10 protein-coding genes and 1 other RNA gene are annotated in these 13,194 nt (G+C 64.1%); 4 read left to right on the top strand and 7 right to left on the bottom strand.

The window, feature by feature from the left end:
- Nucleotides 1–8: 8 nt before the first annotated feature.
- The 7 genes from rpsA to gyrA all read right to left on the bottom strand — a co-directional run bounded on the left by rpsA (nt 9) and on the right by gyrA (nt 10,357).
- Nucleotides 9–1,697 carry a 30S ribosomal protein S1 gene (rpsA, locus tag AC07O3_RS24555; protein WP_007829366.1) on the bottom strand — a complete coding sequence of 563 codons (1,689 nt, stop codon included), beginning with the start codon at nt 1,695–1,697 and terminating at the stop codon, nt 9–11.
- Nucleotides 1,698–1,912: 215 nt separating this feature from the next.
- On the bottom strand, nt 1,913–3,925 hold the full coding sequence (locus AC07O3_RS24550) for a bifunctional 3-phosphoshikimate 1-carboxyvinyltransferase/cytidylate kinase (RefSeq protein ID WP_495340552.1): 2,013 nt from the start codon (nt 3,923–3,925) through the stop codon (nt 1,913–1,915).
- A 1-nt stretch (nt 3,926) separates the two neighbouring features.
- Complete coding sequence (locus AC07O3_RS24545; protein WP_093050107.1) at nt 3,927–4,817, bottom strand: prephenate dehydrogenase; 891 nt, start codon at nt 4,815–4,817, stop codon at nt 3,927–3,929.
- 20 nt (nt 4,818–4,837) lie between these two features.
- Nucleotides 4,838–5,962: a prephenate dehydratase gene (gene pheA, locus AC07O3_RS24540; protein ID WP_093050110.1), complete on the bottom strand. Its 1,125-nt coding sequence runs from the start codon at nt 5,960–5,962 to the stop codon at nt 4,838–4,840.
- Between the two features lie 24 nt (nt 5,963–5,986).
- Nucleotides 5,987–7,054, bottom strand: coding sequence for a 3-phosphoserine/phosphohydroxythreonine transaminase (gene serC / locus AC07O3_RS24535; protein WP_495340629.1), 1,068 nt, complete (start codon nt 7,052–7,054; stop codon nt 5,987–5,989).
- 70 nt (nt 7,055–7,124) lie between these two features.
- Nucleotides 7,125–7,715 (bottom strand): DUF2059 domain-containing protein, encoded by a 591-nt coding sequence (locus tag AC07O3_RS24530; protein WP_093050116.1) that lies wholly within the window; start codon nt 7,713–7,715, stop codon nt 7,125–7,127.
- On the bottom strand, nt 7,712–10,357 hold the full coding sequence (gene gyrA, locus AC07O3_RS24525) for a DNA gyrase subunit A (RefSeq protein WP_093050119.1): 2,646 nt from the start codon (nt 10,355–10,357) through the stop codon (nt 7,712–7,714). The genes AC07O3_RS24530 and gyrA overlap by 4 nt, the downstream gene beginning before the upstream one ends.
- A gap of 224 nt (nt 10,358–10,581) precedes the next feature.
- Here gyrA and ompA point away from each other — a divergent pair, with 224 nt between their 5' ends.
- From ompA to ssrA, 4 genes are all read left to right on the top strand, one after another.
- Complete coding sequence (ompA, locus tag AC07O3_RS24520; protein ID WP_056510399.1) at nt 10,582–11,232, top strand: outer membrane protein OmpA; 651 nt, start codon at nt 10,582–10,584, stop codon at nt 11,230–11,232.
- A 128-nt stretch (nt 11,233–11,360) separates the two neighbouring features.
- Entirely contained in the window at nt 11,361–12,095 is a 735-nt protein-coding gene (ubiG, locus tag AC07O3_RS24515) for a bifunctional 2-polyprenyl-6-hydroxyphenol methylase/3-demethylubiquinol 3-O-methyltransferase UbiG (RefSeq protein WP_495340551.1), read from the top strand.
- On the top strand, nt 12,092–12,760 hold the full coding sequence (locus AC07O3_RS24510; protein ID WP_179830464.1) for an HAD family hydrolase: 669 nt from the start codon (nt 12,092–12,094) through the stop codon (nt 12,758–12,760). Before ubiG ends, AC07O3_RS24510 begins: the two co-directional genes overlap by 4 nt.
- 12 nt (nt 12,761–12,772) lie before the next feature.
- Nucleotides 12,773–13,157, top strand: a transfer-messenger RNA (tmRNA) gene (gene ssrA, locus AC07O3_RS24505).
- Nucleotides 13,158–13,194 lie beyond the last annotated feature (37 nt).

The following is a 13,194-nucleotide window of genomic DNA, read 5'->3' as shown; positions in this document are numbered from 1 at the left end:
GACTCAGCTTACTTGCTGTCGTTGTTGTCGAGCTTGGCGCGCAGCAGGGCGCCCAGGCTGGTCGTGCCCGCGTTTTCGCGTGCCGACTGCTGGCTCAGGCTGGCCATGGCGCCTTGTTCGTCGACCATGTCCTTCTGCTTGATCGACAGCTGGATGTTGCGGGTCTTGCGATCCACATTCACGACGATGGCGGTGACTTCGTCGCCTTCCTTCAGCACGTTGCGGGCATCTTCGACGCGGTCGCGCGAGATTTCCGAAGCACGGAGGTAGCCGATGATGTCTTCGCCGAGGTCGATTTCAGCGCCGCGGGCGTCCACGGTCTTGACCTTGCCGGTCACGATCTGGCCCTTGTCGTTCACGGTGGTGAACGTGGTGAACGGGTCGCTGTCGAGCTGCTTGATACCGAGGCTGATGCGCTCGCGGTCGACGTCCACAGCCAGCACGATCGCTTCGACTTCCTGGCCCTTCTTGTAGTTGCGAACGGCGGTTTCGCCGGCTTCGTTCCACGAGAGGTCCGAGAGGTGAACCAGGCCGTCGATGCCGGCAGCCAGACCCACGAACACGCCGAAGTCGGTAATCGACTTGATCGGGCCCTTGACGCGGTCGCCGCGCTTGGTGTTTTGCGCGAACTCTTGCCACGGGTTGGCCTTGCATTGCTTCATGCCCAGGCTGATGCGGCGCTTGTCTTCGTCGATTTCCAGGACCATGACTTCGACTTCGTCGCCCAGCGAGACGATCTTGTTCGGAGCGATGTTCTTGTTGGTCCAGTCCATTTCGGAGACGTGCACCAGGCCTTCGATGCCGGGTTCGAGTTCGACGAACGCGCCGTAGTCGGCAATGTTCGTGACCTTGCCGAACAGGCGGGTCGATTGCGGGTAGCGGCGCGAAACGCCCATCCACGGGTCGTCACCCATTTGCTTGAGACCCAGCGAGACACGGTTCTTCTCGGTGTCGAACTTGAGGATCTTGGCGGTGATTTCCTGGCCGGCCTGAACGACTTCGCTCGGGTGGCGAACACGGCGCCATGCCATGTCGGTGATGTGCAGCAGGCCGTCGATGCCGCCGAGGTCCACGAACGCACCGTATTCGGTGATGTTCTTGACCACGCCGCGCACGACTGCGCCTTCCTTCAGCGTTTCCATCAGCTTGGCGCGTTCTTCGCCCATGCTGGCTTCGACCACGGCACGGCGCGACAGCACGACGTTGTTGCGCTTGCGGTCGAGCTTGATGACCTTGAACTCGAGGGTCTTGTTCTCGTACGGGGTCAGGTCCTTGATCGGACGCGTGTCGATCAGCGAGCCCGGCAGGAATGCGCGGATGCCGTTGACTAGGACCGTGAGGCCGCCCTTGACCTTGCCGCTGGTGGTGCCGGTGACGAAGTCGCCCGATTCCAGTGCCTTCTCGAGGGCGAGCCACGAAGCCAGACGCTTGGCGGTGTCGCGCGAGAGGATGGTGTCGCCGTAGCCGTTTTCAACGCTGCCGATGGCAACGGAAACGAAATCGCCGGCCTGAACTTCGAGTTCGCCCTTGTCGTTCTTGAACTCTTCGATCGGCACATACGCTTCGGACTTCAGACCGGCGTTGACGACGACGTGGTTGTGTTCGACACGCACGACTTCGGCCGTGATGACCTCGCCGGTGCGCATTTCGGAACGCTTCAGGGACTCTTCGAATAGGTCGGCAAAAGATTCAGACATTTATGGTTCCTTCCGTCAGGCAGGGTTGGCAGGCGCTCTTGCGAAATTGCGTGCGGCTGCTGTGGGTCTGTAGACGGCGGTTTTGTGGGCTTTTTGGATATAAACCCGGGTTGGTTGAACAACCAGCAGGCCAGTGCGCTGTCGCGCGGAAGGAGCCTGCTGGAGCGGTATGCGCCTTATGAATATTTCGGGATATTCCGTCGGGCGCCAGCTTTTCAAGCGGGCTTGAAAGGCTGTACTTGTTGCCACCAGTCCAAGACCTGATCGATCGATTGCTCGATGGACAGCTGGGAGTTGTCGAGGTGGCGAGCGTCCTGCGCCGGCTTCAGAGGGGCGACGCTGCGGGATGAGTCCCGGGCGTCACGTGCTTCCAAGTCGGAGCGAAGACTGTCGAGTGTAGTCGAAATACCCTTTGAAATCAACTGCTTATGCCGCCGCTCGGCGCGCTGGGCGGCGCTGGCCGTGAGGAAGACCTTGAGCGTCGCGTCGGGGAAGATCACGGTGCCCATGTCGCGCCCGTCGGCCACCAGGCCGGGCAGCTGGCGAAAGCGCTGCTGCAGGGCCAGCAGCGCCTCGCGCACGGCTGGCAGCGTGGAGACGCGGGAGGCGTCCATGCCGGCGGCTTCGGTGCGGATGTCGTCGCTGACGTCTTCGCCGGCCAGCAGCACCTTTCCTTCGGTGAACTGCAGGGGCAGGGCGGCCGCGAGTGCAGCGATCTGCGTTTCGTGCTGGGCGTCAGCGCTCAGGCCTGCGCGGCGCATGGCCAGGCCGGTCACGCGGTAGAGGGAGCCCGAATCGAGGTAGTGGTAGCCGAGCAGGCGCGCTACTTCGGCCGCGAGCGTGCCCTTGCCGGAAGCGGTCGGGCCGTCGATGCAGATCACCGGCACCTCGGCGGCCTCGGCCACAGAGAACAGGGTCTCGAAGTAATCGGGAAAGGTCTTGGCGACGCAGTGCGGATCGAGAATGCGCACCGGCACCCCCGCCGGGTTGAATGCCGCGAGCGAGAAGCACATGGCCACGCGGTGGTCGTCGTAGGTGTGGATGCTCGCCGGGCGCCAGCCGGCCTGCGCCAGCGGGTGCACGCGGATGAAGTCGGGGCCGGCCTCGACGGCGGCGCCGAGCTTCTTCAGCTCGTTGGCCATGGCGTCGATGCGGTCGGTTTCCTTCACGCGCCAGCTCGCGATGTTGCGCAGCGTGCTCGGGCCGTCGGCGTACAGCGCCATCACGGCCAGCGTCATCGCGGCGTCGGGGATGTGGTTGGCGTCGAGGTCGATGGCCTTGAGCGGCCAGGCGCCGCGGCGCACTTCGAGCCAGTTCGGACCGCTGTCGACCAGCGCGCCCATCTGGCGGGCGGCGTCGATGAAGCGGATGTCGCCCTGGATCGAATCGGCGCCCACGCCTTCGATGCGGATGCCGTCCTTGCCAGAAACACCCGTCGCTATCGCGCCCAATGCTATGAAATAGCTAGCAGATGAGGCATCGGCCTCTACGTGAATGTCGCCGGGCGAGCTGTAGCTGCTGCCTGCCGGAATGGTGAAGCGCTCCCAGCCGTCGCGCCGCACCTGGATGCCGAAGCGCGCGAGCAGGTTCAGCGTGATCTCGATGTACGGCTTGGAGATCAGCTCGCCGACCACTTCGATCACGATGTCGCCGGCCGCCGCGAGCGGCAATGCCAGCAGCAGGGCGGTGAGGAACTGGCTCGACACGTCGCCGCGCACGCGGATCGGCGCGTCGAGCGCCAGGTCGCCGTGCGGCACCGGATGGATGCGCAGCGGTGGATAGCCGGGATTACCGAGGTAGTCGATGCGGCAGCCGAGCTGGGTCAGCGCGTCGACGAGATCGCCGATGGGGCGCTCGTGCATGCGCGGCACGCCGCTCAGCTCGAACTCGCCGCCCAGCAGCGACAGCGCCGCGGTGAGCGGGCGCATCGCGGTGCCGGCGTTGCCGAGGAACAGCGGCAGCAGCGTTTCGCTGGGCTTCAGCTGGCCGCCGAGGCCGGTGATGCGCAGCGTGTTTCCGTCCGGGTCGATGCCGCAGCCGAGCGCGCGCAGGGCGTCGAGCATCACGCGCGTGTCGTCGGAATCGAGCAGGTCGTGGATGGTGGTGGTGCCGCTCGCGAGCGCGGCGAGCAGCAGCACGCGGTTGGAGATGCTCTTGGAGCCCGGCAGCCGGACCGTACCGGCCGCGCCCGCGAGGGGCGGGAGATCGAGGAAGGTCGTCGAGAACATTTCAGTTGTCCTGCTGCTGCGACGAGGTGTCGGTGGCCGGTTTCCAGGCCGCGCGGGCCTTGCTGGCGGCGGCAATGGATTGCTCCAGCGCCTGCAGGTCGCCAGCGGCCATCAGCGCTTCGAGGTCGTCCAGCGCTTTGCGGAAGGCCTGCGACTGTTGCAGCACCTGTTCGCGGTTGGCCAGCAGCACGTCGCGCCACATGACCGGGTCGCTCGCGGCGATGCGCGAGAAATCGCGAAAGCCCGGTCCCCCAAGGCTCAGGAAGCGGTCGCCCTGCGGCTGGCTGGCGATGGCATTGGTGTACGCGAAGGCCAGCAGGTGCGGCAGGTGGCTCACGGCGGCGAAGGCTGCATCGTGCTCTTCGTGCGTCATGGTGACGACGTGCGCGCCGATGCCGCTCCACACCTGCGAGGCCCGCTGCACGTTCGAGCGCAGCGTGGTCTTCACGGGCGTCAGCACGACCTGCCGGCCGGTGAACAGCGAAGCCTCTGCGTGCTCGATACCCGAGAGCTCCTTGCCGGCGATCGGGTGTGCCGGCACGAAGTTCGCGAACTGGCGCTGCAGGCCGTTGCGCGCGGCTTCGATCACGTCGCCTTTGGTCGAGCCGACGTCCATCACCAGCGTCTCGTTCGAGATGCCGTGGCGGATGGCCTTGAATGTGGCTTCCGATGCGGCCACCGGCACCGCCAGCAGCACGATGTCGGAGCCTGACACCGCCAGCAGCGCCGAAGGCGCTACCACGTCGATCACACCGAGCTGGCGTGCCCGCTCGGTGGTGGAGGGCGACTTGCTGTAGCCGACCACGCGTTTCACCAGCTTCGCGCGCTTGAGTGCGAGCGCGAAAGAGCCGCCCATCAGGCCGCAGCCGATCAGTCCCAGTTGTTCGAACATGTTGTGGGGCTGCCTGCCGCTCAGGCCTTGACGGGGTAGGCGCCCAGCACCTTGTAGAACGCGCAGAGACCGCGCAGCTCGGCCAGCGCCGCGGCCACGTTGGGCTGCGAGGGATGGCCGTCGAGGTCGATGTAGAAGTAGTACTCCCACTGGCCGGTGCGAGCGGGGCGCGACTCGAAGCGGGTCATCGATACGTTGTTGGCCTTCAGCGGCACCAGCAGGTCGTGCACCGCGCCGGGCCGGTTCGGCACCGAGACGATCAGGCTCGTGCAGTCGCGGCCCGAGGCTGGCGGCATGGCCAGCGTCTGCGGCAGGCAGATCACCGAGAAACGGGTGCGGTTGTACGAGTCGTCCTGAATGGCGTGCGCCACGATGTGCAGGCCGAAGCGGGTGGCGGCGCGTTCGCCGGCCAATGCGGCCCAGGCCGGGTTGGTGGCCGCGAGGCGTGCGCCTTCGGCATTGCTCGATACGGCACGGCGCTCGGCGTTCGGCAGGTGCTTGGACAGCCAAGTCTGGCACTGTGCCAGCGCCTGCGGATGGGCCAGCACGGCCTCCACGCCTTCGAGCGAATTGCTGCTGCGCAGGAGGTGGTGGCGCACCAGCAGGCTGACTTCGCCGACGACATGGGTCGGCGAGTGCAGGAACAGGTCGAGCGAGCGCGTGACCACGCCTTCGGTCGAGTTTTCGACGCCGACCACGCCGTACTGGGCGCTGCCAGCGGCGGTGGCGTGGAACACCTCGTCGAAGCTGGCGCAATAGATCAGGTCGGCGGCGCCGCCGAAGTATTCGATGGCGGCTTGCTCGCAGAAGGTGCCTTCGGGGCCCAGCACGGCCACGCGTTGTGGCGACTCGAGCGCCAGGCAGGCCGACATGATCTCGCGCCAGATGGCAGCCACGTGGAGGTCCTTGAGCGGACCGCCATTGCTCTTCTGCATCTTGTCGATGACCTGCGCCACGCGGTCGGGGCGGAAGAACGGGGTGCCCTCGCGCTTCTTGACCTCGCCGACCAGCTCGGCCACATGGGCCCGCTCGTTGAGCAGGCTGAGCAGTCGCTGGTCGAGCGAGTCGATCTGCACGCGCAGATCGGCCAGGCTTTCGGAGTTGTCGGAGGGAGAAGAGGGCGGTGTGGGTGCGGAGGCGGTCATCGGTGCGAGCAGCTGGGCATGCGCCTAGGCATGCGATCGCTCGAATTCTCGCATGTAGGCCACAAGTGCCTGCACCCCTGCCAGCGGCATGGCGTTGTAAATGCTCGCGCGCATGCCGCCGACCGACTTGTGGCCCTTGAGCTGCAGCAGCCCGGCTTCGCGCGCGCCGGCCAGGAAAGCCTCGTTGCGGCCTTCGTCGGCCAGGAAGAACGGCACGTTCATGCGCGAGCGGCAGCCCGGGTCGATCCGGTTGGCGTAGAAGTCGGAGCCGTCGATGAAGTCGTACAGCAGCTTCGCCTTCGCGATGTTGCGCTGCTCCATGGCAGCCACGCCGGTGTGCGGGCCTTCGGTCTGCTGCAACAGCCATTGGAACGTGAGCCCCGCCATGTAGATGCCCCAGGTCGGCGGGGTGTTGTACATGGAGTGGTTGTCGGCCACGGTCTTGTAGTTGAACGCGCTCGGGCAGATCTCGAGCGCGTGGCCCAGCAGGTCGTCGCGCACGACCACGATGGTCAGGCCGGCAGGGCCGAGGTTCTTTTGTGCGCCGCCGAAGGCCAGGCCCACGCGGCTCCAGTCGACGCTGCGCGAGGCAACGTGCGAGGAGAAATCGATGACCAGCGGGGCGTTGCTGCCGAGCGCGGCCAGGTCGGGCAACTGCTGGAACTCGATGCCGTTGATGGTCTCGTTCGAGCACACGTGCACGTACGAGGCATCTTTGGAGAGCTGCCAGGTCGCAGGGTCGGGCAGCTTCGTGTGCTGGTCGTCGGCATTGCTCGCGACAACGCGCGCTGTGCAGTAGCGCTGCGCTTCCTTGTGCGACTTGATGCTCCAGCTGCCGGTGATGACGAAGTCGGCGGTTTTGCCGCGCGACAGGTTCAACGGCACGATGGCGTTCTCGCCCAGTCCACCGCCCTGCATGAACAGGACCTGGAAGTGCGAGGGAATGGCCAGCAGCGTGCGGATGTCGGCTTCGGCCTGGGTGCAGATCGCACCGAATTCCTTGCCGCGATGGCTCATTTCCATCACGCTCATGCCGCTGCCCTGCCAGTCGAGCATTTCGGCGGCGGCGCGTTGAAGCACCGCCTCCGGCATGGCAGCCGGACCGGCCGAGAAGTTGTAGGGGCGCTTGCCGGCCGGCGTCTGCTGCTGGGTCACGTTGCTTTTACTTCTTGGCTGGGGCCTTGGCAGGTGCCTTGGCGGGAGCGGAGCCTTGGGCAGCGCCATCGGTCGGTGCGCCGAGTGCCTTGGCGACTGCGGTGTCGAGCGCGCGCATCTTGGGTTCGACCGTGGTGCGCGTGTCGGCCACGAGCTTTTCCGTCAGTGCGGTCTGCATCTTCGGGTTCAGGTCCTGGTACTTTTTGCTCAGGGGCGAGTTGATCCAGGCCAGCAGCTGCTTGAGTTCGTCTTCGTTGAAGTTCTGCTCCATCAGCGGGGTGAGGGCGCCCGGGGCCAGTTGAACGGCCTTGTCGCGAACGATGGGGTAGGTCTCGTCGAAGTACTTCTTCAGCTCGGCGTCGGCAGCCTTGGCGGCAGCTTCGCGCTTGGCTTCAGGCACTTGCGTCTGCAGGTATTGCGAACCCGCTTGCGCGATCGGAGCGCTCGATTGCTCGACCAGGCCGCGTGCCAGCGATTCGATACCGGGGCGCTGGATGTCGATGAACTGCTTGATGAGCGTGGCCTTGTCCTGGGCCATGGCGGCCATCGAACTGCTTGCCAGGGCGACCGTCAGAAGTGCGAGTTTGATTTTTTTCACTGAGGATTCTCCGTTGAAGATGAGGAAGTATCGTCCGCGTCAGGCTCGCTTTCGCCGTTCGCGTCGTTTTCGACGATACGTTGTAGCCCGCTGAGTTTGGCGCCTTCGTCGAGTCCGATCAGCGTAACGCCTTGCGTCGCGCGACCAAGTTCACGAATTTCGGCAACCCGGGTGCGCACCAGCACGCCCTTGTCGGTGATGAGCATGATCTCATCATCCGCATGCACGAGAGTGGCAGCAACGACCTTGCCGTTGCGCTCACTCTGTTGAATGGCGATCATGCCTTTGGTTCCCCGGCCGTGGCGGGTGTATTCCGTAATGCTTGTTCGCTTTCCGTAACCATTTTCCGTGGCCGTGAGCACGCTTTGCTGCTCATCTTCGGCAACCAGCATGGCAATCACGCCCTGTCCGGGGTCGAGCGACATGCCGCGCACGCCGCGGGCATTGCGGCCAAGCGGGCGGACGTCTTCCTCGTCGAAGCGCACGGCCTTGCCGCCGTCGCTGAAGAGCATGACGTCGTGCTTGCCGTCGGTCAGTGCCGCGCCGATCAGGTAGTCGCCCTCATCGAGGTTCACGGCAATGATGCCGCCCTTGCGCGGGTTGTTGAACTCGTCGAGCGCCGTCTTCTTGACCGTGCCCATCGAGGTCGCCATGAACACGTACTGGTCGGCCGGGAAGTTGCGCTTTTCACCCGTCAGCGCGAGCGCGACGTTGATCTTTTCGCCTTCCTGCAGCGGGAACATGTTGACGATGGGGCGCCCGCGCGAGCCACGCGAACCCGCCGGCACTTCCCACACCTTGAGCCAGTACAGCCGGCCGCGGTTGGAGAAGCACAGGATGTAGTCGTGCGTGTTGGCGATGAAGAGCTGGTCGATCCAGTCGTCGTCCTTGGTGGCGGTGGCCTGCTTGCCGCGGCCGCCGCGTTTCTGCGCGCGGTATTCGCCCAGCGGCTGGCTCTTGATGTAGCCGCTGTGCGAGAGCGTCACCACCATGTCGGTCGGCGTGATCAGGTCTTCGGTCGAGAGGTCGTAGGCGCTGTGCTCCACCAGGCTGCGGCGCGCGCCGACCTTCGACTGGCCGAACTCCTGCTTGATGGTGCCGAGTTCGTCGCCAATGATGGTGGAGACGCGCTCGGGCTTGGCCAGGATGTCGAGCAGGTCGTCGATCTCGGCCATCACGTCCTTGTACTCGGCCACGATCTTGTCCTGCTCGAGGCCGGTCAGGCGCTGCAGGCGCATCTGCAGGATTTCCTGGGCTTGCGTTTCCGACAGGCGATAGAGGCCGTCGCCGCCCATGCCGAAATTGCGCTCGAGGCCTTCGGGGCGGTAGTCGTCGGCGTTGATCACACCGCCGTCGGCGCGCGTGCGCGTGAGCATTTCGCGCACCAGCTTGCTGTCCCAGCTGCGGGTCATCAGCTCGGCCTTGGCGACAGGCGGCGTCGGCGATTCGCGGATGATGCGGATGAACTCGTCGATGTTGGCCAGTGCCACCGCGAGGCCTTCGAGCACATGGCCGCGTTCGCGGGCCTTGCGCAGCGTGAAGACGGTGCGGCGCGTGACTACTTCGCGGCGGTGTTGCAGGAAGACCTGGATCAGGTCCTTCAGGTTGCACAGCTTGGGCTGGCCGTCGACCAGCGCCACCATGTTGATGCCGAAGGTGTCCTGCAGCTGCGTCTGCTTGTAGAGGTTGTTGAGCACCACCTCGGGCACTTCGCCGCGCTTGAGCTCGATCACCAGGCGCATGCCCGACTTGTCGGACTCGTCCTGGATGTGGCTGATGCCTTCGATCTTCTTCTCGTGCACCAGCTCGGCCATGCGCTCCTGCAGCGTCTTCTTGTTGACCTGGTAGGGGAGCTCGTCGACGATGATCGCCTGGCGCTGGCCGCGGTCGATGTCCTCGAAGTGGCACTTGGCGCGCATCACGACTTTGCCGCGGCCGGTGCGGTAGCCGTCCTTCACGCCGTTGATGCCGTAGATGATGCCGGCGGTGGGGAAGTCGGGCGCCGGCACGATTTCCATCAGCTCGTCGATGCTGGCTTCGGGGTTGCGCAGCAGGTGCAGGCAGGCGTCGACAACCTCATTCAGGTTGTGCGGCGGAATATTGGTGGCCATGCCCACCGCAATACCGCCGGAGCCATTGACCAGCAAATTCGGGAGCTGGCTTGGCAGCACTTTCGGCTCTTTTTCGGAGCCGTCGTAATTGTCCTGAAAGTCGACAGTTTCCTTGTCGATATCGGCCAGCATTTCGTGCGCAATTTTGGCCAGCCGGATTTCCGTATACCGCATTGCGGCCGCGTTGTCTCCATCGACCGACCCGAAGTTGCCCTGGCCGTCGACCAGCATGTGGCGCATCGAGAAGTCCTGGGCCAGGCGCACGATGGTGTCGTAGACCGACTGGTCTCCGTGCGGGTGGTACTTACCGATCACGTCGCCGACGATACGGGCCGATTTCTTGTATGGCCGGTTCCAGTCGTTGTTGAGCTCGTGCATCGCATACAACACGCGGCGGTGCACAGGCTTGAGGCCGTCGCGGGCATCGGGAAGCGCTCGGCCCACGATCACGCTCATGGCGTAGTCGAGATAGCTGCTGCGCATTTCCTCTTCGAGACTGATGGGCAGGGTTTCTTTTGCGAAGGAGGTCATGAGCGAGGGGCTGGCGGCAGGAAGGCGAAATTTTACGCTGTGAGGGGTGTCGCACCGCCGCAACACAAGGCGCCTATTCCGCCTCCGTCCTACGCTTCGGGGCCGTCCAGCGGCCTGTTTGCCAAAGACCCTATGGCACAATCGCCTCAACGTTTTGGGTGGTGGTCACTTAAAGCGTCCTTGATTCGCAGCGCGGCTGCGGCTTTTTCCCCAAGAGGAGAACCATGAAGAAACTGAATAAAGTGGCGATGATGTTTGCAGTCGCTGCGCTCGCCACTGCCGCCGGCGCGCAGACCCGTGTCACCGCTGCGGACGGCGGTCCTACGATCGACAACTGGCAAAACGGCACCGGCGAACTGGTCTGGAAGAACGGCACGAATGAACTGTGCTGGCGCGATGCCAACTGGACGCCGGCTACGGCTGCCGCTGGTTGCGACGGTGCTCTGGTTCCTGCTGCTCCGGCTGCTGCTGCTCCGACCCCCGCTGCTCCGGCTGCACCGGCTGCACCGCAAGTCGCCGCTAACAAGGTGACCTTCGCTGCCGACGCATTCTTCGACTTCGACAAGTCGGTTCTGAAGCCTGAAGGTCGCGCCAAGCTGACCGATCTGGTCGAGAAGATCCGTGGCGTCAACCTCGAAGTCATCATCGCTGTGGGCCACACCGACTCGATCGGTACGGACGCTTACAACCAGCGTCTGTCGGTGCGTCGCGCCGAAGCCGTCAAGGCCTTCCTGGTCTCGAAGGGCATCGAACGCAACCGCGTCTACACCGAAGGCAAGGGCGAGAAGCAGCCAGTGGCTGACAACCGCACCAAGGAAGGCCGCGCCAAGAACCGTCGCGTGGAAATCGAAGTGGTCGGCACCCGCGCCAACTAATCAATCGATTCCATCGATCATGAAAACCCCGCCTCGGCGGGGTTTTTTTATGGCTGTCGAATTCGTGATTGATCTTTGGCAAAGCCCGCGCGGTGTTTATTGGACATTGCTCGTTTCATAATCGCTGCATGACAGAAAACGTGAATGCGGATCCGGCCGAACTGGCCAAGTTTTCAGAGCTCGCGCATCGCTGGTGGGATTTGGAAAGCGAATTCCGCCCGCTGCATGAAATCAATCCATTGCGCCTGGAATGGATTGACGGTATTGCACCTATTTCGCATCGCCGCGTGCTCGATATCGGTTGCGGCGGCGGCATCCTGGCCGATTCGATGGCGCGCAAGGGGGCTGATGTGCTGGGTATCGACCTCGCGGGCAAGGCGCTCAAGGTCGCGCAGCTGCATGCGCTCGAGGCCGGCACCCGCGGCGTGAAGTACCGTGAGATCAGCGCGGAGGCGCTGGCAGCCGAGCAGCCGGGCAGCTTCGACGTCGTCACCTGCATGGAGATGCTCGAGCATGTGCCGCAGCCAGCCTCGGTGATCCAGGCCTGCGCTACGCTGGTCAAGCCGGGTGGCTGGGTGTTCTTCTCGACGATCAACCGCAGCTTGAAGTCCTTCATGCTGGCGATCGTGGGCGCCGAGTATGTTCTCGGCATGCTGCCGCGTGGGACTCATGAATATGCGAAGCTGATCCGGCCCAGCGAGTTGGCCGGCTACTGCCGCGCAGCGGGTCTGGACCTTCGGCACACCCGCGGCATGGAACACAATCCCTTGACCCGGCGCTATTGGCTCAGCGGCGACACCAGCGTCAACTATATGTTCGCCACGCAGAAGCCGGCCGAACTGAAGTCGGAATCGCAAGGATGATGGGCATCGAGACGAAAGCCGTGCTGTTCGACCTCGACGGCACGCTGATTGACAGCGCGCCCGATCTGGGCGCCGCAGCCGACAAGATGCGCACTGAGCGCGGCCTCGATTCGTACCCGCTGGAGCGTTACCGTCCCATGGCTGGTGCGGGCGCGCGCGGCATGCTCGGCGTGGCGTTCGGCATCACGCCAGAATCGCCGGAGTTTCCTGAGCTGCGCGAAGAGTTCTTCGTGACCTACGAGCGCCGCATGCTGCTCAACACGCAGGTGTTCGATGGCGTCCAAGCGCTCATCGAGGCGCTGCGCGAGCGCGGCCTCTTGTGGGGTGTCGTCACCAACAAGTCGATGCGCTTCACCGATCCGCTGACGCGCGCCATTCCGCTTTTCGCGAGTGCGGGCGCGGTTGTGAGCGGCGACACCACGCCGTTTGCCAAGCCGCATCCCGAGCCCTTGCATGAAGCCGCGCGCCGGCTTGGCGTGGCATCGCGGGCATGCATCTACGTCGGCGACGACGAGCGCGACATCATCGCGGGCCGCGCTGCAGGCATGCGCACGGTCGCAGCCACCTACGGCTACATGGGTACACAGGCCGATTCGGCACTCTGGCAGGCCGATGCTTCAATCTCTTCGCCCCTTGAGCTCTTGAAGTTACTCAATAGTGCCTAAAATGAGTTGCTTGGGGCTGCACTGGTTTCGACGTGGGTTCGGAGTCGCAGCGGGGCATGTCGAGCTGAATGCGCTCGTAAAACAGATTCAAACAAACTAACTGCAAACGACGAACGTTTCGCACTCGCTGCTTAATTGCCAGTGAGCCTTGCAACAGTTGGCCGATGGGCTGGGCAAGGGGGTCTGGAGCAATCCTGACCTCCCGGCTGCAAGGATAATTACATGGGCTGGCTCCGATCCGGGTACCTTGGGTCGGGGCGAGAAAATAGGGTGCTGGCGTCCGGTTTAGCGTGTGACTGCGCGACTCCGGAAGCGAGACTTAAATCAGATCACTAAACATGTAGAACTGCGCGATGAAGGCTTGCGGACGGGGGTTCAAATCCCCCCAGCTCCACCAAATTTCTAGAGCCAAGTCCAATTAAATCAAGGACTTA

The sequence above is a fragment of the Variovorax sp. GW821-FHT09D05 genome (assembly GCF_059416325.1).
This window is presented reverse-complemented; position numbering and strand designations above follow the sequence as displayed.